This window comes from Brevibacillus fluminis (assembly GCF_052072235.1).
Lineage (GTDB): Bacteria > Bacillota > Bacilli > Brevibacillales > Brevibacillaceae > Brevibacillus_D > Brevibacillus_D fluminis_A.
The window spans coordinates 4,205,132-4,229,626 of record NZ_CM125436.1 but is presented as its reverse complement, the minus strand read 5'-3'; the positions used below and the strand labels follow the sequence as shown (position 1 = coordinate 4,229,626).

19 protein-coding genes are annotated in these 24,495 nt (G+C 55.5%); 16 read left to right on the top strand and 3 right to left on the bottom strand.

Annotated features, from left to right (window positions below; translation table 11 throughout):
• Window positions 1-6: 6 nt before the first annotated feature.
• Together cimA and ACTID9_RS20960 are read left to right on the top strand one after the other, a co-directional pair.
• Window positions 7-1,632, top strand: coding sequence for a citramalate synthase (cimA, locus tag ACTID9_RS20965; RefSeq protein ID WP_441066818.1), 1,626 nt, complete (start codon window positions 7-9; stop codon window positions 1,630-1,632).
• Window positions 1,633-1,718: 86 nt separating this feature from the next.
• Window positions 1,719-2,258, top strand: a complete 540-nt coding sequence (locus tag ACTID9_RS20960; RefSeq protein WP_441066817.1) for an ECF transporter S component — start codon at window positions 1,719-1,721, stop codon at window positions 2,256-2,258.
• A gap of 54 nt (window positions 2,259-2,312) precedes the next feature.
• On the opposite strand, the gene ACTID9_RS20955 is transcribed toward ACTID9_RS20960, so the two are convergent.
• The 3 genes from ACTID9_RS20955 to ACTID9_RS20945 form a co-directional block, all read right to left on the bottom strand.
• Window positions 2,313-3,458, bottom strand: coding sequence for an MFS transporter (locus ACTID9_RS20955; RefSeq protein ID WP_441066816.1), 1,146 nt, complete (start codon window positions 3,456-3,458; stop codon window positions 2,313-2,315).
• Window positions 3,459-3,588: 130 nt separating this feature from the next.
• Window positions 3,589-3,819, bottom strand: coding sequence for a DUF1128 domain-containing protein (locus ACTID9_RS20950; protein WP_122919011.1), 231 nt, complete (start codon window positions 3,817-3,819; stop codon window positions 3,589-3,591).
• Between the two features lie 24 nt (window positions 3,820-3,843).
• Window positions 3,844-6,336, bottom strand: coding sequence for a DUF3656 domain-containing U32 family peptidase (locus ACTID9_RS20945; protein WP_441066815.1), 2,493 nt, complete (start codon window positions 6,334-6,336; stop codon window positions 3,844-3,846).
• Between the two features lie 210 nt (window positions 6,337-6,546).
• Here ACTID9_RS20945 and ACTID9_RS20940 point away from each other — a divergent pair, with 210 nt between their 5' ends.
• From ACTID9_RS20940 to ACTID9_RS20875, 14 genes are all read left to right on the top strand, one after another.
• A complete protein-coding gene (locus ACTID9_RS20940) occupies window positions 6,547-7,038 on the top strand; it encodes a hypothetical protein (RefSeq protein WP_441066814.1) in 492 nt (163 codons plus the stop codon).
• 68 nt (window positions 7,039-7,106) lie between these two features.
• Entirely contained in the window at window positions 7,107-8,081 is a 975-nt protein-coding gene (locus ACTID9_RS20935; protein WP_441066813.1) for a helix-turn-helix transcriptional regulator, read from the top strand.
• A gap of 81 nt (window positions 8,082-8,162) precedes the next feature.
• Complete coding sequence (locus ACTID9_RS20930) at window positions 8,163-8,672, top strand: DinB family protein (protein ID WP_441066812.1); 510 nt, start codon at window positions 8,163-8,165, stop codon at window positions 8,670-8,672.
• A gap of 229 nt (window positions 8,673-8,901) precedes the next feature.
• Entirely contained in the window at window positions 8,902-10,083 is a 1,182-nt protein-coding gene (locus ACTID9_RS20925; protein WP_441066811.1) for an ROK family transcriptional regulator, read from the top strand.
• Window positions 10,084-10,184: 101 nt separating this feature from the next.
• On the top strand, window positions 10,185-11,279 hold the full coding sequence (locus tag ACTID9_RS20920; RefSeq protein WP_441072675.1) for an extracellular solute-binding protein: 1,095 nt from the start codon (window positions 10,185-10,187) through the stop codon (window positions 11,277-11,279).
• A 94-nt stretch (window positions 11,280-11,373) separates the two neighbouring features.
• A complete protein-coding gene (locus tag ACTID9_RS20915) occupies window positions 11,374-12,450 on the top strand; it encodes an ABC transporter ATP-binding protein (protein WP_441066810.1) in 1,077 nt (358 codons plus the stop codon).
• A 12-nt stretch (window positions 12,451-12,462) separates the two neighbouring features.
• Window positions 12,463-14,190 (top strand): ABC transporter permease, encoded by a 1,728-nt coding sequence (locus ACTID9_RS20910; RefSeq protein WP_441066809.1) that lies wholly within the window; start codon window positions 12,463-12,465, stop codon window positions 14,188-14,190.
• 22 nt (window positions 14,191-14,212) lie between these two features.
• Complete coding sequence (locus ACTID9_RS20905; protein WP_441066808.1) at window positions 14,213-16,681, top strand: NEW3 domain-containing protein; 2,469 nt, start codon at window positions 14,213-14,215, stop codon at window positions 16,679-16,681.
• Window positions 16,682-16,718: 37 nt separating this feature from the next.
• The gene (argH, locus tag ACTID9_RS20900) at window positions 16,719-18,227 is read left to right on the top strand and encodes an argininosuccinate lyase (protein ID WP_441066807.1); all 1,509 of its coding nucleotides are present in this window, start codon (window positions 16,719-16,721) and stop codon (window positions 18,225-18,227) included.
• Window positions 18,227-19,216, top strand: a complete 990-nt coding sequence (locus tag ACTID9_RS20895; RefSeq protein ID WP_441066806.1) for an N-acetylglucosamine kinase — start codon at window positions 18,227-18,229, stop codon at window positions 19,214-19,216. Before argH ends, ACTID9_RS20895 begins: the two co-directional genes overlap by 1 nt.
• Before the next feature lie 15 nt (window positions 19,217-19,231).
• On the top strand, window positions 19,232-19,960 hold the full coding sequence (locus tag ACTID9_RS20890) for a PIG-L deacetylase family protein (RefSeq protein ID WP_441066805.1): 729 nt from the start codon (window positions 19,232-19,234) through the stop codon (window positions 19,958-19,960).
• A gap of 141 nt (window positions 19,961-20,101) precedes the next feature.
• On the top strand, window positions 20,102-21,712 hold the full coding sequence (locus tag ACTID9_RS20885) for a response regulator transcription factor (RefSeq protein WP_441066804.1): 1,611 nt from the start codon (window positions 20,102-20,104) through the stop codon (window positions 21,710-21,712).
• Complete coding sequence (locus tag ACTID9_RS20880) at window positions 21,709-23,481, top strand: histidine kinase (RefSeq protein WP_441066803.1); 1,773 nt, start codon at window positions 21,709-21,711, stop codon at window positions 23,479-23,481. Before ACTID9_RS20885 ends, ACTID9_RS20880 begins: the two co-directional genes overlap by 4 nt.
• Window positions 23,478-24,437, top strand: a complete 960-nt coding sequence (locus tag ACTID9_RS20875; protein ID WP_441066802.1) for a substrate-binding domain-containing protein — start codon at window positions 23,478-23,480, stop codon at window positions 24,435-24,437. The genes ACTID9_RS20880 and ACTID9_RS20875 overlap by 4 nt, the downstream gene beginning before the upstream one ends.
• Window positions 24,438-24,495: the final 58 nt, after the last annotated feature.

Here is a 24,495-nt window from a genome sequence, read left to right as displayed (position 1 = left end):
AGAAAAATGAGAGAAAACAAAATCCATCTGTACGATACCACTCTGCGCGACGGGACGCAGGGTGAGGGAATCAGTTTATCTGTAGAGGACAAAGTAAAGATTGCGATTCGCCTCGATCAGTTCGGGATGGATTTTATTGAAGGCGGATGGCCGGGCAGCAATCCGAAAGATATGGCTTTCTTTGACCGGATGAAAGAAATGAAGCTGAACCATGCGCGAATCGCTGCATTCGGCAGCACCTGTCGTCCAAACGTGGCTGCCGATGAGGATGCCAACCTGCGCGCGCTGATCGATAGCGGCGTCACGGTGGCGACGATTTTCGGGAAGTCATGGGACCTGCACGTGACCGAAGCGTTGAAAACGACGCTGGAGGAAAACGTGCGCATGGTAGGCGATTCCGTTCGTTTCCTCAAAGCAAACGGACTCACGGTCATTTTTGATGCCGAGCATTTCTTTGACGGGTATAAAAACAATGCGGCGTACGCGGTTTCCGTGTTGAAAGCGGCCGAGGAGGCGGGCGCGGATTGGGTCGTGCTGTGTGACACGAATGGCGGCAGCCTGCCTGATGAAGTGTTTGCGATCGTCTCTGCGGTTGTACCGCAGCTTGCGGTTCCGCTGGGCATCCATGCGCATAACGATGGCGAGGTGGCCGTAGCCAATACGCTTGCCGCGATTCGGGCCGGAGCGAAACAGGTGCAAGGAACGGTCAACGGGATCGGCGAACGCTGCGGAAACGCCAACCTCGTCTCCGTCATTCCCAACCTGCAGCTGAAGCTGGGCTACTCCTGTGTGTCCGAAGAAAATTTGGGGCAGCTCACCAAGCTTTCTCGCTATGTGGCGGAAATCGCCAACATGTCCATGCCAAACAACCAGCCGTTCGTCGGCAACAGCGCGTTTGCCCATAAAGGCGGCATTCATGTGAGCGCGGTCTTGAAAAACCCGCAAACATACGAGCATATGGAGCCGGAGCTGATCGGCAACCGTCGCCGCGTGCTTGTCTCCGAGCTGGCTGGCCAAAGCAATCTGCTCGCGAAAGCAGACGAACTGAATGTGTCGTTTGACCAGGAGAAGGCGGAATCGCGCGAAATGATCAAGCTGATCAAGGAGCGGGAATACCAGGGATACCAATACGAGGGTGCGGAAGCGTCGCTGTCGCTCTTGATGATGGAGGGCACCGGCAAGCTCAATGAGCTGTTCTCGCTCGAATCTTTCAAAATTTTCATGGAAAAATCGCCGGAGCGCTCCATCCTGTCCGAGGCGATGGTCAAGCTGAACATCAACGGGCAAATCATGCATACGGCTGCGGAAGGGAACGGACCGGTCAACGCGCTTGACCACGCGCTGCGCAAAGCGCTGGAAAATCATTTCCCGTGCCTAGGCGAGATGCATCTGACCGACTACAAGGTGCGCGTGCTGGACGAAGGCGAAGCGACTGCCGCCAAAGTGCGCGTTTTGATCGAATCCGCGCGCAATGGCGAGAAATGGAGCACGGTCGGCGTTTCCACCAACATCATCGAAGCGAGCTGGGAAGCGCTTGTGGACAGCGTGCGCTACTTGCTGTGGAAAGAAGGCTGCGAGGCGCAAGAACCGGAAATCCAGGGCGAGTTGAAGGTCGGAATCGCGAATCACTGATCAGATGGAAAAAGTGCGAAAATGATGAGGCCGAGTCGTTTGACTTGGCCTTTTTGCGGGTAAACAAAGAGAAGGGAGGGATGGGGATGCTACGACCGTCATACAGGAAGAGAACATGGATTACGTTGGCGGTCGCGACGCTGCTCTATTCTTTGTTTTCTTACGCTACATCTGACATTGAAATTGCCAACAACAGCTTCCGGCCGGCGATCGCGCTGCTTTGCGCCTTTGCGGCCGTCTACGGGCCGGTGTACGGATTTATCGCCGGCTTTTTGGGGAATATCGGTGTTGATTTGCTGAATAACCAGTTTTGGTGGAATTGGAGCCTGGGCAACGGAATCATCGGGCTGCTCTGCGGACTGATGGTGTATGTGCCGGAGTATCCGCCAAAAGCCGGGAAGGTGACCCCGATGCAGTGGGTCATGTTTCTGATTTTCATCATGGTCGGCAATTATGTCGGCCTGACCTTTGCCGCCGTTCTGGATGTGCTGCTCGACCGCATTCCCTTTCCGGAGGCTGTGTTCGGCAGTGCAATCACGCCTGCCACGATCAATTTCCTTTCCACCCTCGTGCTGGGTCCCCCCTTGCTGATGATTTTGCTGAACTGGAGAATGAAAGAAGACTAAAAAGACCGCGTTCCCGTCCAAGCGGAAAATGCCTGGACGGAGCGTGGTCTTTTTTTAGTTCGCTGCTTCGACGGAACGGCTGCGCAAAAACAGGCTGAACAGCAAGCTGGCGAATGATAGCCCCGCCATCATCAGAAAGAGGGAGGAGGTACCGAAATGATCCAGCACCCAGCCGCCGAGCACCGACCCGACCATCCCGGAAATACCGAAAAACAGGATGGCGAGAACGGTTTGGCCGGTCGATTTCCATTCTTCCGGCACGACCTTGTACAGATACTGGATGGCCGCTGTGTAGAAAATAACGAACGTGATCCCTTGCATCAGCTGCAGCGCCACGATTTGTTCAGGGGTGACCGCGAGCGAACAAAGAAAATACCGAATCGTGTAACAAGCTGCGGCAAGCGAAATCAGCGTCACTTCTTTCATCCGGTTCAAAAACCAGAAGCTGATCGCAAAAAACACGACTTCGCTCACGGCATTCCAAAACCAGGCCTGACCGACCAAGCCGGTAGAACCGCCCAGACTTTGGATGGCGACGCCGAGAAAGTGGTCGTTCATCCGATGGGGGAGCGCGGTCAGGAACACCAGCGCAAAAAACCAGAGCGTTTTGCGGTACGTGAAAAATTGGCCCAACGCCCGCAGCGAGACGGGCGCGCGTGCTGCCGTCACATCCGGCAGCAAAAAACAGGAAAACGCCGTGGCGACACCAAAGATCGCGAACAAAACGGCGAGGCTGCCCACCCCGTATCCGTCCGCCACGTAACCGGTGATCAAGGAGGCGGTGGCGTATCCGATGGCGCCGTACATGCGGATCGAGCCGAAGCTGATGCCGCGTTCTTGGGAAATGCGGTAATTGAGGCTTTCGGTCAATGGATCGGTCGGCAAAAAGAAAAAGTAGAGGAGAACCGTCAAAAGCAAAATGGACGTGAAGGCGGACAGCTGCAAAAGCAGGACGCCGAGGCCGATGGATAATAGCAAAATCAGCAAAATCACTTTTTTCACCGTTTTGTATCGGTCGCTGATGAACCCCCAAAGCGGCTGGGAGATGATCCCGGTCAACGCTCCGGCCCCGATTATGACCCCGATCTGGGCGGCGGAAATGCCTTGGGCCGCATAGTAAATCGGCAAAAAGGAAATGAAGATCGACAGCAGGGAAAAGTAAAAATAGTTATAAGCGCGAAGCGCGTAGATGGACGTCACACGCAATCTCTCCTAGTCGCAAACTTGGCTGCGCCATGCTTGCGGTGCAGCCTTGGGAACATTTGGGCCAAAAAGGCTTTCTCCCGCAATGCTGCAAGAGAAAGCCTCTGTTTTGTACCGAGAAATCTCGTTAGCCTTGTTTTCTCATGCCACCCAGCTCTTCGACGATCAAGGTCATCTCGTTGATGCTGAAATTGGCTTTTTTCTGCACCATGTTGTACAGATACAGCAAATCCTCATAGTTGGCGAGATCGAAATCCTCGGGCCGCATGACAGCGGTGTTGGCCATGTTCAGCTTGGCCTTGATCCCCTCGATGATGATCGCCAAATTTTCCTGTGTTGCCTGGTTCAAATCTCCCATATGATTCTCTCCCTTTCCGCTCGTTTATTTCGTCAGTTGGCCGCGGGTTACGCCGAGCTGGTTGGTCGCCTTCAGCGTCCGCCAAACCTGTGTACCGGTAATTTCGCCGCGCATCGCTTGGCGGTACAGCCGGATGACTTCCTGGACGCGCTCCGCTTCCTCTTCAAGGAACTCGATGCGGAAGCTGCCGACGCCAAGATCCATGAACTCGCGCAAATACTCGGCGCCCGACTGGTCAATCGCGTTGTACACCGTATTGCGGCAGCCGGTATCCACACGGACAGGGTGAGAGAAGCCAACGCGGTCTTTCAGCGAGATGCGGGATTCTTCGCACGGCGTTCCGCAGTTCGTATGGTCGGTCCCCTCGCTCAAGAATGTGCAGTACACGCAGTGCTCGGTGTGGAACATCGGCATGTGCTGGTGAATGACGACCTCCATGTTCGGCGAATCGGCATTTTCCAGCAGATCGACCATCTGTTGGATGTTTAAATCATACGAAGCGGTCACACGTTCCATGCCGCACTCAAGGAACAGGTCGGCTGTTTTATGATTGGACACGTTGAGTGAGAAGTCGCCGATCAGCGGGATGGAAATCTCCTCTCGACGAGACAGATAGTAATAGAGCGCGCCGGTATTGCGGACGAGGATCGCATCCGGCTTCGCTTTGGCGATGAGCGCAAGCACGCCGTTCTCGTCTGGCATATGGATGCGCATGGTCGCCAGGGCGATTTTTTTGCCAAAGCGATGGGCAAGCTTCACCGCATCCGGGTATTGCTTGACGAATTCGAAATCCGCATACAGGAAGTCGACATCGGTTTGCGCAGCAGCCTCGATTTGCTCGAGCGAGCGGCAAAGGGCGGTCAACAGCGGCTGCTTCCGATTTTTCACCAAATGGCTGTCCGCGTATGCATCCACGTTCCGTTTGGTATACACCGGAGGTACCATGCGCAGTGTCGTCAACTGCTCGACGGCTTCCCGGCGCATCCGGTTAAGCTCGCTCATCGGAATGATGACATCGCCCGCCAGATCGACCGTAAGCTGGCCAGGCTCAAGGTAATACAAGGTTCCGCCAAGCCGGCCAAGCTGATCGTGGAGCGATTCGTGCGTCAGCGGGCGCTTCAGCGCGGTTTCCAGCAGCGGCTCCGATTGGATGCTCACGGCGTGGTTGGTGCCGAGGTCAACCCAAGTCGTTTTCAAATGTTCGCCAGCCTTGCCGCTTACATGGACGGCGAGCGGGAACGTATGGTACGGCTTTTCGGTTTCAAACGTTTTGCGCAGACGCTTGTTCAATTCAGGATCATTCGTTTTCCAGACGCGGTCGCCGACGTGGATGCGCTTCAGGTTGACGTCATTGCGGCCCATCACGATTTCATACAGTCCGCGCTCGACCTCGCCTTCCACCTTGCGCCCTTTCGTCAGGATGTCATAGACGCGGCCGCCTTCTTCTTTCTGCGTCGGGTCGCCTGCGTCAAACACGATCCCGTCGCCGCGCTTCAGCGGAGAGTCCAGCTCGACAAGGACAGCGGTCGGCATTACTTTTTTCACTGTGCCTAAAAAGACACCGCGACTTTTCGGGAATGTGCCGTCCAGCAAGGTTTTGTTGTTGGTACCGTCCAAAAAGCCGTGTGTAAAGCCGCGCGAAAAGCTTTGCTGCAGCTCGCGGAGTTCGACCTTGCTCGGCTTGGCATCGACACCGTCAAAATATTTATCGATGGCTGCACGGTATTTGCTGACTACGTTCGCGACGTACTCAGGCGACTTCAAGCGGCCTTCGATTTTGAAAGAAGTAACGCCCGCCTCGATCAGCTCCGGCACGATATCGATCGCGGCCAAATCTTTCGGGGAGAGCAGATAGGCTACGTTGCCCATCGGCTTTTCTACGCCATCGACCATCAGATCATACGGCAGGCGGCATGCTTGCGCGCATTCGCCGCGGTTGGCCGAGCGTCCGCCCCACATTTCCGACGTCAGGCACTGACCGGAGTAAGAGACGCACAGCGCGCCGTGGACGAACACTTCCATCGGCAGCTTCGCCGTGTCGCCGATTTTTTTGATTTCTTTCAGCGAGTTTTCGCGTCCGAGTACGACACGCTCCAAATCGAACGGCTTGGTGAATTCCACCGCTTCCGGAGAAGTAATCGTCATCTGGGTGGAGCCGTGGATCGGGAAGTCAGGCGAAATCTCGCGAATCAATTTCACCAGACCGAGGTCCTGCACGATCAGGGCATCGACCCCGGCGGCGATACAGGCTTCCACCAGCTTGCGCGCTTCATTCAATTCGTCTTCAAACACCAGAATATTAAAGGTAACAAAGCCTTTCACACCGTACAGGTGCAAAAACGCCATGATTTCCGGCAACTCATCCATTTTAAAGTTTTCAGCCCGGGCGCGGGCGTTGAACTTTTCTACGCCAAAATAACAGGCGTTGGCGCCATTGGCAACCGCAGCCTTCAAACAATCCCAATTGCCCGCAGGAGCGAGCAACTCGATATCTTCTCTTCTAATGATGTTCTGCACGTTACAAAATACCTCCATACTAGGGCAGTCTCTCACTATCATAGGGAAAGTAAGGTAGAAAAAGCAAGGGAAGAAGTTGGGCAATCGAGAGTTGGGACAAAATCAGCCGCCAACTTTACTTTACGAGCATTCTATCTTTCGCAATAATATAGATAGAAAGAAAGCAAATAGGCACGACCGGGAATCGACGTTGAGGGAGGAGAGGCAAGGATGACGGAAAAGGAACTGCTGGTGGATTTGGTTGGCAAGGTGGGCAAGCTGATTGAGTACAATCATGAGTTTCGTCAGGAATTGGCGGAGGTAAAAAAAGATGTAGCTGAGTTGAAGCAAGATGTCGCGGTGCTGAAGCAGGATGTCGCGGTGCTGAAGCAGGATGTCGCGGTGCTGAAGCAGGATGTTGCGATGTTAAAGCAGGACGTTGCGATGCTGAAGCAAGATGTCGCATTGTTAAAGGAAGAAGTCGCTGTTTTGAAGCAAGAGGTTGCAGAGCTGAAAGAAGAGGTCAGGGAGCTGCGAGTCGACGTCGATCTGCTGAAAGAAGAGGTCAGGGAGCTGCGAGTCGACGTTGATCTGCTAAAAGAAGAGGTCTCCCTGCTGGGTGACAAGTTTGACCGCCACGAGCGTAGACAGGTGCTGCAAGGAATTCGCCTGGAAAATGTGGAAGTAGATGTAAGCTTGCTAAAAGATCGGCTGCAAATATAAGGGCAGGCACGGCCATTCGTGTTCAGCCTGTTCTGTCGGTGCCGATCAGGAAAGGAATTTAGAAGAACATGTCCAAAGCAGACAACATGCTTTCCATCTTGTGGCTCCTGAAAGTGGGCAAACGAATGACCGCCAAGCAGCTTGCCGAGGCGCTGGAGATCAATATCCGCACGGTGTATCGCTACATCGACGCTCTCTGTGCTAGCGGCGTACCGATCGTTTCGGACCCTGGGCATTACGGGGGCTACAGCCTTCTGTCCCAATTTACGGAGGCTCCGCTGTTTTTCCATCTGGATGAGCAGAAGGCGCTGATTCACGCAGCGGTTTTTGCCCAGGAAGCAGGTTATCCGTTCGGCGAATCGTTGGAAAGCGCCGTTTCCAAGCTGAAGCGGTATACAAATGAGAAACAGCTTGAAACCATCAACCGCCATATGGTTGGCTTCGATGTCATCAAACCGCCGCCCGACTCGTCATTGACCGATTACTTGAAGGACCTGGAGCTGTCTGTGGCCGAAAGCCGCACGCTTGCGATGGAGTATCAGACGAGCAGAGAGCCTTTGCCCAAAAGCCGGCTGATCGATCCGTACGGGCTGGTCAACTGGAAAAACAAATGGTATGTCGTGGGCCATTGCCATTTGCGCGGCGAAATCAGGAGCTTTCGCGTCGATCGCATTCGCGCGCTCGTTCGGACGGAAGCGAGTTTTGTGCGGCCGGACGCTTTTTCCGCCCGGCATTTTTTCATGAAAAGCCTGCTGCCTGATCCGGCGCAGCCGGACAAGCTGGTCTCGGTTCACATCGTGGGCAAACCGCAAGCGCTTGATGATTTGTGCAATCATTGGATGCTTGGCCACATCGTCATCGAGCGCTCCGAAACGCACGTTCACCTCAAGCTTGATGAACAAATGATCCAATCGCTGGCCCCCTATTTCCTGCTCTCTTATGGAAAGGCGATCCGGGTGCTCGAGCCTCTTCAGCTAAAGGAGCGGATGGTGGCGATCGTTACAGACCTGCTGGATTTTTACCAACATGATGACAGTGAGTAACTCCACTGACAGGTTTTGTCAGGGAAGTGCGTTTATCATAGAGAAAAAAGCGATGGATGACATCGGTACGAGGAGGAACTCATGAATAAAAAAGAAACGCTGAAGCTATACGACTATCATGTATGGGCAAACCGCAAAACGTTCGATCATGCAAAGGGGCTGCCGGCAGGGCTGTACCACGAGCAGCTCCAAAGCGTGTTTCCGACGCTGTACGATGCGGTTGCGCATATTTACATCGTCGATAACGTTTGGCTCCGCGCGGTCAGCGGCAAAAGCTATGAAGAGACTGTATCGGAAATGCCTGGCGTAATGGAAGAAGTGAAAGGGAAAAGCCTCGGGGAGATGGAGCAGCTGTACGGTTCGCTGGCAGAACGGTTCCGGACGTTTTTAATGGAGAAAGAAGATTATGCGTCCACGAATTCCTATACACATCCGGCGTTTGGTACGCTGCACGCCACCCCATTCGAAATCGTCCAGCATGTTGTCAACCACGGCACCTACCACCGCGGCAATCTGACTGCGATGATGCGTCAGCTGGGGCAGAAAGGCGCTTCTACCGACTATATCTACTATTTATATGAAATCAGGTAGCGCGTGAGAAACGAGCATCTTTCCCAAAGGACAGCGGGGGGATGCTCGTTTTTTGCTCGAATGCACAAGAGATAGGAACGCACGTTTGTATTTGGCGAGTGTATCGGATTTTTCTACAAGTAACAATAACTGTCGAAAGCAAAATAGTTTGACTATTGGAAAAAGCAGGGTGTATAATCTTGGTAACTTTGTTAGTTATAATTACTAATTTTGGTGGTGACATCATTCGGTGACGGAGCTGAAGAAAACCGGGGGCACCAAACGAGTCAAAAAGTTAAATAAGGAGGCGATTTTGGAGCAGGTGATCGTGAATCAGCAAATATCCCGCGCCGAAATCGCCAAACAAACACAGCTGAGTCGCCCGTGCGTATCCGCACTGGTAGACGAGATGATACGAGAAGGGTTGCTGCATGAGATCGGGATCGGCGATTCCAAGGGAGGACGCAAGCCGATTTTGCTTGCTTACAACTACCAGGCCTATGCGATCGCGGGCGCGGTTTTTGAAGGCTCGTATCTGCAGATGGCGATCGCCAATCTCAAAGGGGAATTCATCGCCGAGTCGCGTACGCGGCTCAAGCAGTCGACCGATGGCAAAGCGCTGATCGCGGACCTGGACGCTGCCTTGACCGATCTGTTGAAAGAATGCGGCTTGACGCGCGACCGTCTGCTGGGCATGGGCGTCGGTTTGCCCGGCATCACCCAGAGAGGGACGGGGACCGTCAGCTACTCGCTGTCCACCAGCTGGATGGGGCTGTCGGTGCAGCAGGAGATGGAGCAGCAGCTCAGACTGCCTGTCATCATCGATAACGACGTTAATATGATGACAATGGGCGAGTATGCAAAAGGGGTGGGCGTCGACTCATCCAATCTGGTCTACATGTACGTGGGCACGGGAATCGGAGCCGGGATTATCCTCGACGGCCAGTTTTTTCGCGGAAGTCGCGAGGCGGCAGGGGAAATCGGCTACATGATGATCGGGCCTGTACATAATCGGCACGGGGAAGAACTGGGCGTCTTTGAACACAACTATTCCGTGCTGGGCATCAAGGAAAAGGCAAAGGGGATTCTCTCGGGCCTGGAGGAAGGGCAGAGCGTCATCGAGCGGCTCGCCTGGCATGCTGAACAAGGCAATGAGGAAGCGGAAGCGCTGCTTGCTGACATTCATCGGCACTGGGCATTCTGCATGGCCAACATCATCAGCGTCCTGAACCCGGAGCTGCTGATTTTGAGCGGAGAGATGATCCATCTCGACGAAAGAGGGGGGGAGCGGATTCGCAACTGGCTGGGCGAATGGGTTCCAGTCGTTCCCCGCATCGAAAAAGCAAGGCTGGGGGAGAAAGCAGGTCTGGTCGGCGCGGTTCACAGCGTGTTGGAGGCGTTTCCGTCCGCCAGATTGCTTGATAAAGTGTAACAAAAACGGTCATGACCGTTTTTGTTGACCGCAAGCGGTCGCATCCAATCTAATGAAAAACAGAGGGGGAGTTTGGTGTGAAGAAGTGGATTTTTGGTTTGATGGCAAGCTCATTGGCGCTTGCAGTCTCCGCATGCGGCGGCGGTGGCGGTGAAACGGCAAAACCGCAAGACAATGGCGGGGGGACATCCGCGACGCCGGCAACCACGCAGCCACAGGCACAGCCGGCAGCGTCTGGCGATCCGCAGAAGCTGGTTATTTATACGGCTCGTGACAAAAACATTTTCGAAATCGTTTTGCCAAAATTCAAAGAAAAGTACCCGAACATTGAAGTGGAAACGCTGGAAATGGGTGCGCAGCAAATTTTGGAGCGCGTGCGCGCCGAGAAAGCGAACCCGCAAGCCGACTTCTGGTGGGGTGGTACGCAATCCGCCCTGGCGACCGCTGCGAACGAAGACTTGCTCGAGCCTTACAAGCCAACGTTCAGCGACAAGATTCCAGACTTGTACAAAGACAAACAGGATCGCTGGTACGGTGAGATGCTGCTGCCCGAGGTCATCATGATCAATCCGCAGGCGATCAAAAAAGAAGATGCGCCAAAAGACTGGGATGATCTGCTCGATCCGAAGTACAAGGACAAAATCGTGATCCGCAACGTACTGCCATCCGGCACGATGCGAACCATCTACTCCGCGATGATTTTCCGTCAAGGCGCGGATACGCCGGAAAAAGGCTATGACTGGCTGAAAAAGCTCGATGCCAATACGAAAGAATACACGCAAGACCCAACCAACCTGTACCTGAAGCTGGACCGCCAGGAAGGCGCAATCTCCCTGTGGAACCTGCAAGACGTTCTTTTGCAAAGCAAGAAAAACAACCATCCGTTTGATTTCGTCTATCCGGCAAGCGGTGCACCAATCTTGGTGGACGGCGTAGCCTTGATCAAAGGCGCCAAAAACATGGATGCCGCGAAAAAGTTTTATGAAGTGCTGTTCAGTCCGGAGGTTGCGTCCGTTCTGGCAAAAGACCGCTTCCAGTTCCCATCGCGCACCGACATCAGCAAAGACGACCTGCCTGACTTCATGAAAAACCTGGAGCTGAAACCGCTGCAGCTCGATTGGGATGTCATGGCATCCAAGGAAAAAGAGTGGATGCAGTATTGGGATGAAAACATCAAAGGCAAGGGCGGCAAATAAGCGAATGCAGCAAAAAGACTAGGCGGAAGGGCACTTCCGTCTAGTCACATTCATTTTTTCTCATTTTCCACCGTGATGGCAAGGGAGGGTTCCCATGAGCAGTGTAACATTGGAGCGCGTGAGCAAGCGCTTTGGCAACGCGAAAGGCGTGGCAGAAGTAGACATTCATATCGAATCCGGGGAGTTTTTCACGTTTCTTGGCCCGAGCGGCTGCGGCAAGACGACGACGCTGCGGATGATCGCAGGTTTTTATTTTCCGAATGAAGGGCGAATCCGCTTCGGCGGTCAGGATGTGACATCATTGCCGCCCCACAAGCGCAATACGGGGATGGTGTTTCAAAATTACGCGCTGTTTCCCCATATGACCGTGGCGGAGAACATCGCGTTCGGGCTGCAAGTGCGCAAGATGCCCAAGCATGAAATCAGAGAGCGCGTCGCCAAAATCCAGCAGCTGGTACGACTGGACAGCTATGGCGACCGCCGCGTCGACCAGTTGTCGGGCGGTCAGCAGCAGCGTGTCGCGCTGGCGCGAGCTTTGGTCATCGAGCCGCAAATTTTGCTTCTGGATGAGCCGCTGTCCAATCTGGATGCGAAATTGCGTGACGAGACGCGCCAGGAAATCAAGCGGCTCCAGCTGGAGCTGGGCATTACGACGATTTATGTGACACATGATCAAGCGGAAGCCATGTCCATGTCAGATCGCATCATGGTCATGCAGGGAGGCGAAGTGCAGCAGATCGGAGCCCCGCATCAGATTTACCACCAACCGCTCAACCGCTTTGTCGCATCCTTCATCGGCGAAACCAATCTGCTGGAGGGAGTCGTCGAATCCGTCGAACACGGCATCGTGCGTCTCCGCATCGCTCCCGAGGTGGTTTTGTCCGGTCTGGTGCAAAACGCCTCGCCCCGATGCAAGCTTGCGGCGGGTGAAAAAACGACCGTCTCGATCCGGCCGGAAACGATCCAGGAAGCGACCGATGCCGCTGGTGAGAACATCGTCAAAGGAACGATCCAGTTCGCCGAATTTACCGGCTCTTCGACGCAATACGTGACGAATGCGGGCGCGTTTTCGCTGCGGAGCATGATGATCAGCCAAGGCAAACGGGTGAAGCAGCGCGGCGAGGAGATCTTGCAGCACATCCCACACGAGCATGTGTATTTCGTAGGCTAAGGGGGGAACGCCATGAAGCTGGAACTAGAAAAGCAGCCTGTCGCGTCCAGACGACTTTCCCTGACCGCCTCGCCTTATTTCGTTTACGTCCTTGTCGCGCCGCTGTTTCTCATTTTATTGGCCTATGTCATCTATCCGCTGTTTGAAACGTTTATCGCCAGCATCAAGGTGGATGAGCAAATCACCTTCAAAAACTACCTGAAGTTTTTCAGTCTGGAGCATACCGCCAATCTGGAGGCGCTCTGGACCAGCATCTACATTAGTGTCCTGAGCGTGATCACCTGCGGCATCGTCGGCGTCGGGCTGGCCTTTTTGCTTGAGCGCTACGAGTTTCCCGGACGCAAAATTTTGTCGGTTCTCGCATTGGTGCCGATGGCGTTGCCGCCGTTGATCGGGGTGCTGTCGTTTACGTTTTTGTACGGAGAGAGCGGGATCATCCCGCGCGCATTAAAAGAGCTGTTTCATCTGCAGCAGGTTCCGTTTTCGCTAAAAGGCATTTGGGGCGTGCTGGTGGTGCATACGTTCACGATGTATACGTACTTTTTCATGACGGCGCAAGCAGCGATCCGCGGGCTCGATCCTTCTCTTGAGGAGGCGGCTGCGAGTCTGGGCGCCAATCGCTTCACCATCTGGCGCCGCGTGATCATCCCGATGCTGACGCCGGCGATCGTCGCCTCATCGCTTCTGGTGTTCATGATCGCGATGGCATCCTACACCGCACCGCTCATCTTCGGGATCGACCGGACGATGACGATGCAGATTTATTTGGCGCGGACCAATGGCGATCTGGATATGGCGGCGACACAATCGACGATCTTGTCTGTCGTCTCGATTGCATTTTTGCTGATCATGCGCTGGTACCAGGGGGCGCGCAATTACCAGAACATGAGCAAAGGTATCAGCGTCCATCGCACCGAGATCAAAAGCCAGGCCGGCAAGTACATCTCGATGCTGCTGTCCTTCATCGCGACGCTCATCCTCATGCTGCCGATTCTGGTATTGGTGTTGATTTCGTTCTCCGTCGACGGCACATGGACCGTGCAAATCTTGCCGCCGCAGTATACGGCAAGCCATTATATCGATTTGTTTACGGACAGCAAAACATGGAAGCCGATCGCCAACAGCTTGAAGCTGAGTCTGATCGCGGTTGTCGGCATCATCATTTTCGGCGTGGCCGCTGCCTATGCGATGGTGCGCCTGCGCTTCCGCGGCAAAACGCTGATGGATGCGCTCATCATGCTGCCATGGGCGCTGCCGGGCACGGTGGTGGCGATCAATCTGATCGCGGCGTTCAACCAGCCGACGGTGTTCAGCTTCGGGCAGGTTTTGATCGGAACGTTCTGGATTTTGCCGCTCGCCTACTTCGTCCGCCATCTGCCGCTTGTGTTCCGGTCCACCTCGGCGACGCTGATGCAAATGGACGGATCGGTGGAGGAGGCTGCGCGCAATCTTGGCGCTTCCTGGTGGTACAGCTTCCGCCGCGTCGTTTTCCCGATGGCGCTCGGAGGGGTACTGGCCGGCGCGCTGCTTGCATACGTGCAGTGCATCGGCGAATTCGTCGCTTCCATCCTGATTTTCACCACGAGTACGACACCTTTGTCTGTCGCTGTTTTTCAGCGGATGTATAACTTTGAATTCGGTACGGCCTGCGCTTATGGCGTTCTGCAAATCATCGTGATCATCGTCGTCCTGTTCATCGCCCAAAAGCTGACGGGAGACAAGGCGGGCACTGCCGTGTAAGGAAAAAAAGGAGGAGCTTCACGTGGGGAACAGTGAAGGCAGTACGAGGAGTCTGCATGGACTGATCGATCTATGGACGGCGATCAAACCGCTGTCAACGATCGCGAGCGCGATGAATACGGGGGCACATCCCGATGATGAGCACAGCGCGATGCTCGCGTATCTTTCATTGGGAAAAGGCGTGAGCACGTCGAGCATCATCGCGACGCGCGGGGAAGGCGGTCAAAACGAGATCGGCTGCGAACTCGGCAATGCGCTCGGGATCATCCGCACGCGAGAGCTGGAGGAAGCATCCAAAGCGAGCAACGTGACGCTTGGGATCTTGAGCGAGGCGCCGGGTGACGCGATCCATGATTTCGGCTTTTCCAAAAGCGCGGATGAGACGTTTCGGAAATGGGGGGAAACCGTCGTCTACGAACGGCTCATCCGCAAAATCAGGGAGCTTCGCCCCGATGTTGTCATCCAAACATTTTTGAATGAACCGACCACGCACGGGCACCACCGGGCGATCGCGATCTTGACGAGCCGCGCTTTTAGAGATGCCGCCGATCCGCTCGTGTTTCCCGAGCATGAAGAGAAAGGGCTCAAACCGTGGCAGATCAAAAAGCTGTATGCGCCGGCGGATGCTTGCGATTACCATGTAGCGGTACCTGTCGGGGATTACGATCAGATGTACGGAGCCTCTTATCTCCAACTGGGCGAGGATGCCCGTTTCATGCACAAAAGTCAGGGGATGGGGGTTCATTACGATGAAGGGCCCACCTCCAACTACTATAAGCTGGAAGCATCGATTCACCCGGCCAAAGACCGGGAGCCGGATTATTTCGACGGGATCGCTTTTACGTTTGAAGATTTGGCCTTGGAGATTGCGGCGCGGCATCAGCAGCCGGCTGTGATCAAAGCGCTGCTGCGGCTTCACGCGGATGCGGCGGAAGCGATCGCCGCTTATCCGCGGTTCGCACAGGTTGCGTTCCGCGTTCACCAGATGAAAGCGACGCTTGCGGATGCGATCGAGGTTGTCCGGCAATCCGGTTTGACCGAGGAGGCAAAGGGCGATGTCCTGCACAGGCTGTCCGTCAAGGAAGCGCAGCTGAACAGGGCGAGCAGGGAGGCACTGTCACTCGTCGTCAAGCTGAAGCCGGAGTCGGGCGAGCTGGTCGCGGGGCAGACGACGCGCATGGCGGTCACGGTGTACAACGGCGGTTCGATCGATGTGCTCGATCTCAAGCTGCGCCTGCAGCTGCCGGAAGGGTGGCGGGCGGAACCTTTGACAGAGGTCCACATCCCCAAATTGGGCTACAACCAGACGGGAAGCGCGATCTTTGAAGTGACGGTTCCCCTCGATGCCAACGAGTTCCGGCCGTACGAGCCGCCAGCTGCCGTCGCGGTGGTCGAGTATGCCGCATTCGGAACCGGGAGCTGCATCCGCGTTGCACCTGACATGCAGGTGGCTGTGCTGCCGGCCTACTCCTTGACGCCGAGCCCCGCTGCCACGATTCTCAACACGCTGCACGCCTCGGAAGTGATCGATGTCAAAGTGGCTGTCAAAAACTACCGTCCCGATCCGTCGCAAACCGTGATCACGCTTGACGTTCCCCACGGCTGGAGCGTAGAGCCTGCCGCATGCGAGCTGTCGTTTTCCTTTCAGGATGAAACCAAATCGGCAGCGTTCACGGTAAGGCCGGGGGCAGCCGTCGAAAACGGTCAGTACGTGATCCGCCCGATCGCCCGCGAGACGGATGGCACGATCGCAAGCGACAAGAATGTACAGGTGATCGAGTACCCGCACATTCGCCGGACGTATCATATCCAACCGGCCCAATTGACGATCCAGGCATTCGATTTGCGCATTCCGCACAACCAGCGGGTTGGCTACGTGTCGAGCGGTTTTGACAACATCGACCGCTATTTGCGCCAGATCGGCGTCAATTGCGTCAATCTCGAAGTAAACGAAATCCAGTACGGCGATTTGAGCCAGTACGACACGATCGTGCTGGGTATACGGGCATACGGCTTTTTGCGCGAACTCACCTGCAGCAACCAGCGCCTTTTGCAGTATGTAGAGAACGGCGGCAACCTTGTCGTCCAGTACCACAAGCCGGAAGACAAGTGGAAAAAGGAGCTGGCGCCCTATCCGATCGTGTTGGGCGAGTCGTTGATCGACTGGCGGGTGACCGATGAAAATTCGCCGATCACCGTGCTCGCACCCGATCATCCGGTTTTCCATACGCCCAATTTGATCACCGACGACGACTGGCGAAATTGGGTGCACGAGCGGTCGATCTACAATCCGGCCCGATGGGGCAGCGAATATTGCGAGCTGATTGCTACCAGCGATCCGGGAGAGCCGGAATTCCGCGGGATTTTTCTCACCGCGCCGTATGGCAAAGGAACCTATACCTACAGCTCGCTCGCCTGGTTCCGCGAAATTCCCGCTTTGGTACCGGGGGCGATCCGCATGTTCGTCAATATGATCAGTTTAAAACGATAAAGCCGCAGGGCCAATCAGTCGGGGAGGAGTGGAAACGATGAAAGGTAAAGAGCAAATATTCCAGCAGGAGGGGGAGCGGTTTCCCGGGAAAACCTACACGGAAGCCGTGCTCGCGCCGGCGTTCAACGAAGCGAAGGTTCATCTGCTCGGGCCGATGATGGCCATTAACAAAGCGCACCTGATCATGCTGCGCGAAACGGAGCTGCTGCAGGAAAACGAAGCGCGGGCGATTGCGCGCGCCATTCATTCGCTTGATATGGAGGCGCTGCGCCAGGCGGCGTATACCGGCCAATTCGAGGATCTGTTTTTTCAGGTGGAAGACGAACTGCTGAAAGCGGCCGGCGATATTGCCGGCAATCTGCATTTGGCCCGCAGCCGCAACGATATGGGCGTCACGATCTACCGCATGGTGCTGCGCGAAAAACTGCTTGTCGCGCTGAACTCCGCGCTGTTGCTCAAGGAGCAGCTGCTCGCGTTTGCAGAAGAGCACGCGGAGACGGTGATGATCGGCTACACGCACACCCAACAGGCGCAGCCGACGACGATGGCGCACTACATCATCGCGGTCGTCGATTCGCTGAGCCGCGACATCGAGCGATTGAAGAGCGCGTACCGAACCTGCAACCACAGCAGCATGGGGGCGGCTGCACTGACGACGTCCGGCTTTGCGATCAGCCGGGAGCGCATGGCGGAGCTGCTTGCTTTTGACGGGCTGGTGGAAAACTCCTATGATGCGATCGGCGGTGCCGATTATTTGGGCGAAGCAGCGTCAGCGACGCAATTGGCTGCGATCAATCTCGGGCGGACCGTGCAAGACTTTTTGACATGGTGCACGGCCGAGTTCGCCGTCGTGAAAGTGGCGAGCCCCTATGTGCAAATCAGCTCGATCATGCCGCAAAAGCGCAATCCCGTCTCGTTCGAGCATATGCGCTCCCTGCTGTCAAGCGCGGCGGGAAATGCGGGAACTGTACTTGCCATGATGCACAATACGCCTTTTGGTGATATCGTGGATACAGAAGATGACATGCAGCCATACGTATGGCGGAGCCTGTCCGTGCTGGAGCAGATGTACCGCTTGCTGGCATGCGTGATCGGCACGCTGGAGGTCAACCGAGAAGGCTTGCTGGAGCGGGCAAAAGGCAGCTTTGCCACCGTGACCGAGCTGGCTGATACGCTGGTGCGCACGGATCGGCTTTCGTTCCGCAATGCCCATCACATCGTCAGCCATGTCGTAAAGGCGGCGGTCGCCCAAGGAATCAGCGCGAACCAGATCAGCCTTGCCATGGTCAACGATGCTGCACAGGCCGTGCTTGGCCACGATCTCAAGCTGACGGAAGCGCAGCTGTCCCAGGCGCTCGATCCTGTTCATTTCGTCGCAATCCGCTCGCTGCCGGGCGGCCCTAGTGCCAAGGAGATGAACCGCATGATCGCCGTGAGAAAACAAAAGCTCGCCAGCGAGCGCACCGATTGGGCAGAGCGGGTAAGCGCCAATGCGGCCGCGCTCCGTTTACTGGACGACACCATGGCGAAATGGAGTGGAGCGTAATGGCCCGCATCCAGATTCCGCTTTTGGCGGTGGACGGCGGCGGGACCAAATGTCTGGCCGTCTTTGCGGAAGCGGACCGCTCGTTGCTCGGGACAGGCCGGGCAGGTTCCTGCAACTACCAAGGAATCGGCGAGGCGGCTGCCAAACAGGAAGTTATCAAAGCGATTCGTGCGGCGATGCACGAGGTGTGTCAGCGCAAGGGAATCGAAGCCGGGCAGGCGGAATGGGAAGTCGCGTGTGCCGTCTTCGGTCTGGCTGGTCTCGATACGGAACGCGACCGCCAGATCATCCAGCAGATGGTGTCGGCGGCATTAAGCGAGCTTTCCATTCAGGTGAACGATCTGATCGTGGAGAACGACGGGTTCGCCGCGCTCCTGGGCGCAACGAAAGGCGGGGCCGGCATCCTGGTGATTGCGGGCACGGGCTCCATCGCCTACGGTATCAATGAGGCTGGCACCACGGCGAGAGCCGGCGGGTGGGGACATCGGGTCGGCGACGAGGGAAGCGGCTACTGGATCGGCAAGCAGGCCGTGCAGGAAGTGCTGCGCGCAGCAGACGGCCGATCGGGCGCGACGCAATTGACGGATCTGCTCCTGACCCATCTTGGCCTTGATCATGTCGAAGCGCTTTTCAACTGGGCGTACAGCCCTGATTTTTCTGTGGAAAAAACCGCTGAACTCTCCCCGCTCGTCTCGCTCGCGGCAGAAGCGGGCGATAGCGCAGCCATGCGGATTTTGCAAAAAGCGAGCGAGGAGCTGGCGTTGGCTGCCCAGTCGGTCATCACGCAGCTTGCGCTCGGCGAGGTGCCATTCACCATGATTTTGCAGGGCGGCGTGCTGCAAAAGCACGACCTGCTGAGGGGAATGGTCGTGGAACAAATCAAAAGCATCGCGCCAAAAGTCCAGATCGATATGGAGAATCATGAGCCGATTGACGGTGTCATTGCAAAAGGCTTGGCCTATCTCGAAAAGCGCGCACAGGCGCAATAGCTTGAGGTGTATGAAATGAAACGTTTGCTGTTTATTTTTCCCCATCCTGACGACGAATCGTTTGCCTGCGCCGGAACGATGGCCAAATACCATGAAGCCGGGCATGAGATTTTATTGATTTGCGCCACGTACGGCTGCAAAGGAAAGCCGGGCGGCTTCACCTTTACGTGCAGGGAAGAGCTGGCAAACCACCGCAAGCAGGAGCTGCTGCAAGCGGCACGCGTGCTCGGCGTGAACGAAACGATCTTTTTCGGCTATCCGGACGGAAGCCTTGCCGAGGTGGATGCTGCGGAACTCACCGCGCGCATCCGCGCCCATCTGGACGAGCTTATGCCGGACATCGTCGTGACGTTTCCGCCGGATGGCGTTACCGGCCACCCGGATCATATCGCGCTCTCCCGCGCGACGGAGCAAGCCGTTTTGCAGGCGGAGCAGACGAAACCATGCGATTTTTACTATGTCTCCATCCCGAAATATTACGACCATTGTGCAGATCAAGGTCCCAAACCGGCCGTTCCGATCACCGGGAAGGTTGACGTATCCCGTTATCGGGAGCAAAAAGCGGAGGCGCTGCGCGCACACGAAAGCCAGATCTACTCGGTCAATCGCGCCTATCCGGGCGTGATGCAAGGGGATATCGGCGTCATCTGCCACTATGAATACTATACGCTCATTCGCTCCAACGGACATCCGATCGAGCCGAAACCGTGCGGCGGGGAGATCCCCGTCATCGACCTGGTCTGAACCGGTTCGACTGTTACAGCCACCTGCAGCCCTTTTTCGCAAAGGGAGGCAGGTGGTTTTTGTTTCCTTGCAGCCGTCGCTGCTACCGGAGAAGGTGGATTGGTTTGCGATGGAGAAAAATGGATAGTGGAGGTGTGGGCCATGTACAGACTTGTACTCGTGGACGATGAAGAAGACGTCCGCAAAGGTGTCTGCGCAGAAATCGACTGGCAGGCTTGCGGTTTCGAGGTTGCGGGCACGGCAGAGAACGGCAAGGAGGCGACGGAATTGATCGAGCGGCTGCGCCCGGATCTGGTGGTCACCGACATCAAGATGCCTTTTATGGACGGGCTGCAGCTTTCCGAATGGGTCAAAGCGCACGATCCGACCACCAAAGTCATCATTTTGACCGGATTCGATGAATTCGAGTATGCGCAAAAAGCGATCAAGCTGCAGATCGATGAATATGTGCTCAAGCCTTTTTCCGCAAGCGAGCTGATCGATGTGCTGGAAAAGGTAAAGGAGCAGATGGACGCGGAAGCGAACCAAAAGAAAAACGTCGAACTGCTGCTGGAAAATTACCGTCGCAGCTTGCCGATTTTGCGCGAGGCGTTTCTGTCTTCCTTGATCACGCGCAAGCTGAGGGGGGACGAAGCGCGCGAAAAGGCAGCGCGCTACGATATCAAGCTGCAAACGGGACCTTGCGTTGCAGCCGTCATCTCGCTTGATCACAGCGAAAAGCGGGACGACGAAATGCCGTTGTTTGCGGTGAAAAACATCGCGGAAGAAGAGATGAACGAGAAGGAAGCGGGCATCGTCTTTTTGCATGATGACGCGGTGGTTCTCCTGTTTTCCTTTGCGCAGCAAAGCAATGGCGAGGGCAGCGTGATGCTGCGAACCGTGTCGTTTCTTGAACAAATACGTCAGAATATTGCGAAATATACAAGGTATTCCGTTTCGGTCGGGGTCGGTTCGCTCGCACACGATCTGGCTGCAATCAGCGATTCTTACGAAGGCGCCCGGCATGCGCTCGATTACCGCGCGCTGCTCGGCACGAATCGCGTGATCTGCATCGACGATCTCGAACACCGCGCACGCAAGCGACTTCGTTTTGATGAGCGGATGGAAGTCGAGATTGTACGCTGGATCAAGCTGGGGACGATCGACGAGATGCGCGCAGGCATCGAGCGAATGTTTGCTGAGATTGCGGAGCAGCAAGCGTCGATCCGCGATTTTCAGCTGTTTTTGCTGGAATGCATGACCACGGTCGTGAAAGCAGCGCGAAGCGCGGGGGTGGAGGTGGATTCGGTGTGGGAAGAAAAAGCTCCGATTTTCGCCCCGATCCAGCAATTTCGCCAGCTGCAGGAAGCAAAAGACTGGATCATCGGCATCTGCACCCATATCATGAACGCGATTGCGGCAGGCCGGCAGACCGGCTACAAGCAGCTGGTTGAGCAGGCGCGTCTGTACACGCGGGCGCATTTTCATGATCCGGAGCTGTCGATTCAGAAAGTTTGCCAGGAGCTGCACATTAGCACCGGGTATTTCAGCAGCATTTTTAAAAAGGAGACCAAGCAGACGTATGGCGGCTATCTGCTGCAGCTGCGAATGGAAATCGCCCAGGAATATTTGCGTACGACCGATTGGAAAACGTTTGAGATCGCCGAAAAAGTCGGCTACCCCGATTCCAACTATTTCAGCTTCTGCTTTCGCAAGCATGTCGGAATGTCGCCGAAAGACTACCGCAACCGAGTCAGAGGCGATCAGCCATGAGCAAAGGATGGGACCGCGCGCTTGACCTTTTGCGGATGCGAAGCATCCAGTTCATCATCACGGCCTCGTTCACTTTCGTTACCGTGCTGGTCATGCTGTTTGTCGGGGTGATGCTGTACAGCAAGTTTTCCCAGACGGCAGAGCAGAATGCGTACTTGTACACCCAGCAGACGATCGAGCAGGTCAGCTACAATCTCGACCGCTATTTGAACGACATGACCGGCATTTTCAATCTGGTCGAGGAAAAGGTGGTCCGCAGCCAAAACGTACCGGACGACAAGCTGACCGAGCAGCTGGAGACGATCGTGGAGACGCGGGATGACATCGTTTCGCTGGCGGTGTTCACCCAGCAAGGCGAGCTGATCAGCGGCGTTCCGTCGCAAGCGATGCGCAAAAACACCAAGCTTGCCTGGCAGAGTTGGTTCGCACTCGCACAGGAAAATCCGAAAAATCTCTCATTCTCACTCCCGCACGTCCAAAATCTGTTCAAAGGGCAGTACCCGTGGGTCGTCTCGATGAGCAAAAGCGTGACGATCCACCAAAACAACCGGCAAATTCCGGGCGTGCTCCTGATGGACGTGAACTTCAAAACGATCGACGATCTGAGCCGCAAAGTGAGCCTCGGCAAGAAAGGCTACGTCTACATCATCGATCTGGTCGGCAATATCGTCTACCATCCGCAGCAGCAGCTCATCTATATCGGCTTGAAAAACGAAAACCGGCTGCTCCCCCTGCGCTACTCGTACGGCAGCTATCCCGACGATTCCGCAGAGGACAAACGATTGATCACGATCAAAACGGTTGACAGCATCGGCTGGAAAATCATCGGCGTCTCCTATATGGACGAGATTGTCACGACCAAGAAAGAGATCAGCGGCTTCATTTTTTGGCTGTTGATCGTGGTCGCCATCATCGTGCTGCTCTTGCTCAGCTATTTGTCTGCGCGCATTTCAAGGCCGATCAAAATGCTCGAGCGATCGATGAAACAGGTCGAATCCGGCGATTTGACCGTTGCGGCGAGCGTGAAAGGAAGCCACGAGGTGGAGCAGCTGTCCCATCGCTTCAACCTGATGGTCGCGCGCATTCGCCAGCTGATGGATCAGATCATCGCGGAGCAGGAGGCCAAGCGAAAAAGCGAGCTGGAAGTTTTGCAAGCCCAGATCAATCCGCATTTTCTGTACAACACGCTCAACTCGGCCGTACGGATGGCAGGCATCGGCAAAAAGGAGGATGTGATCACGACGATCACCTCGCTGTCCAAATTGTTCCGCTTGTCGCTCGGCAGAGGCAAGCCGATCATCACCGTCGCGGAAGAACTCGAGCATATCCGGCATTACCTGATCATCCAGAAGATGAGGTACAAGCAAAAATTCGCGTATGAGATCGAAGCCGAAGAAGCGGCGCTTGGCTGCCTTACACTCAAGCTCTTGCTGCAGCCGATTGTGGAAAATGCGATTTACCACGGGATCGAGCAGATGGCAGATCCAGGCTTCATCCGCATCCGCGCAGCCGTGATCGGGGAGCGCATTTTGTTCCAGGTGAGCGACAACGGTTTGGGTATGCGCCCTGACGTATGCGCACAGATTTTACAGGGGGAGCATCAGAGCAAAGGGGGATCAGGGGTTGGCGTCAAGAACATTCATGAGCGTATCCGCCTTTACTACGGGGAGGCATATGGCGTCTCGATTGAAAGCGAAGAAGAGATGGGAACGGTTGTGAGCATATGGATACCATTCATCGAACCAAAAGGCGAAGAAGAATCAGCATGAGCGTGTTCGGGGTGCTGCTTGCGCTGATGGCCCAGCTGTCCGCCTGCACGGCGACGGATCAGGAAAACCGTCACGACCGGATCGAGACGATCGCGTTGATCGTCAAGATGAAGCATGGCGATTTTTGGCGGACGGTCAAGATGGGCGCGGAATCAGCGGCGAAAGAGCTGGATGTGAACCTGAATTTTTACGCACCGGATTATGAAGAGGATGTGGAAGGACAGATCAGGCTGATCGACCAAGCGTTCCGCGACGGGGCGGACGCGGTGGTGGTTGCCGCCAATGACGCTGCCTCGCTTGCAGAGGTCGTCAAAGAGGCAAAGCGCACCCGCATTCCGCTCATCTCGATCGATTCCGAGTTTTCCACCGACCAGGTGAAAAGCTTCATCGGCACCGACAATCTCGATGCGGGCAAAAAAGCGGCGGACAAGCTCATGCAGCTTGTGGGCAACCATGGCAAAATCGCGATGATGGGCTCGATCACCGGTGCGGACAATACGGAGCAGCGGGAGATCGGGCTGCGGCAGGTGCTCTCCCACTACCCGCAGGTGCAGCTGGTCGCAGAGGCGTACAGCAGAGCCGATCCCAAGCTGGCGGCCGAACTCGTGCGCAAGCTGCTCACTGGCAGTGAAAAGATCGATGGCATCCTCGCCTTGAACGCCACCGTGGCCATCGCGATCGCCGAGGAAATCAACAAGCTGGGGCTCACAGGCAAAATCAAGCTCGTGACCATCGATAGCCCGCCGGAAGTGCTGGAATATTTGCAGGACGGCGCGATCCAGGCAACGATCATCCAAAAGCCGTTCAGCATCGGGTATTTGAGCGTCAAGCACGCCGTGGAAGCGATCGATGGTATCCCGATCCCGGGGCGGGTCGATACCGGCACAAAGGTGATCGATCTGGAAAACATGTTTTGGTCGGAGAATCAGAAGCTGCTGTTCCCGTTTGTGAAGTGACCGGCAAGTGATGAGGATTTTGCTAGGAATGATGAGAATTTTCTATTATCTTTTCCGG

What these genes read in the sequence shown, in the direction of transcription:
- ACTID9_RS20875 (WP_441066802.1), top strand. Translation starts at nt 23,478, where the DNA reads ATGAGCGTGTTCGGGGTGCTGCTTGCGCTGATGGCCCAGCTGTCCGCC.
- ACTID9_RS20920 (WP_441072675.1), top strand. Translation starts at nt 10,185, where the DNA reads ATGGCAAGCTCATTGGCGCTTGCAGTCTCCGCATGCGGCGGCGGTGGC.
- ACTID9_RS20935 (WP_441066813.1), top strand. Translation starts at nt 7,107, where the DNA reads ATGTCCAAAGCAGACAACATGCTTTCCATCTTGTGGCTCCTGAAAGTG.
- ACTID9_RS20930 (WP_441066812.1), top strand. Translation starts at nt 8,163, where the DNA reads ATGAATAAAAAAGAAACGCTGAAGCTATACGACTATCATGTATGGGCA.
- cimA (WP_441066818.1), top strand. Translation starts at nt 7, where the DNA reads ATGAGAGAAAACAAAATCCATCTGTACGATACCACTCTGCGCGACGGG.
- ACTID9_RS20915 (WP_441066810.1), top strand. Translation starts at nt 11,374, where the DNA reads ATGAGCAGTGTAACATTGGAGCGCGTGAGCAAGCGCTTTGGCAACGCG.
- ACTID9_RS20910 (WP_441066809.1), top strand. Translation starts at nt 12,463, where the DNA reads ATGAAGCTGGAACTAGAAAAGCAGCCTGTCGCGTCCAGACGACTTTCC.
- ACTID9_RS20895 (WP_441066806.1), top strand. Translation starts at nt 18,227, where the DNA reads ATGGCCCGCATCCAGATTCCGCTTTTGGCGGTGGACGGCGGCGGGACC.
- ACTID9_RS20940 (WP_441066814.1), top strand. Translation starts at nt 6,547, where the DNA reads ATGACGGAAAAGGAACTGCTGGTGGATTTGGTTGGCAAGGTGGGCAAG.
- argH (WP_441066807.1), top strand. Translation starts at nt 16,719, where the DNA reads ATGAAAGGTAAAGAGCAAATATTCCAGCAGGAGGGGGAGCGGTTTCCC.
- ACTID9_RS20885 (WP_441066804.1), top strand. Translation starts at nt 20,102, where the DNA reads ATGTACAGACTTGTACTCGTGGACGATGAAGAAGACGTCCGCAAAGGT.
- ACTID9_RS20890 (WP_441066805.1), top strand. Translation starts at nt 19,232, where the DNA reads ATGAAACGTTTGCTGTTTATTTTTCCCCATCCTGACGACGAATCGTTT.
- ACTID9_RS20960 (WP_441066817.1), top strand. Translation starts at nt 1,719, where the DNA reads ATGCTACGACCGTCATACAGGAAGAGAACATGGATTACGTTGGCGGTC.
- ACTID9_RS20880 (WP_441066803.1), top strand. Translation starts at nt 21,709, where the DNA reads ATGAGCAAAGGATGGGACCGCGCGCTTGACCTTTTGCGGATGCGAAGC.
- ACTID9_RS20950 (WP_122919011.1), bottom strand. Translation starts at nt 3,819, where the DNA reads ATGGGAGATTTGAACCAGGCAACACAGGAAAATTTGGCGATCATCATC.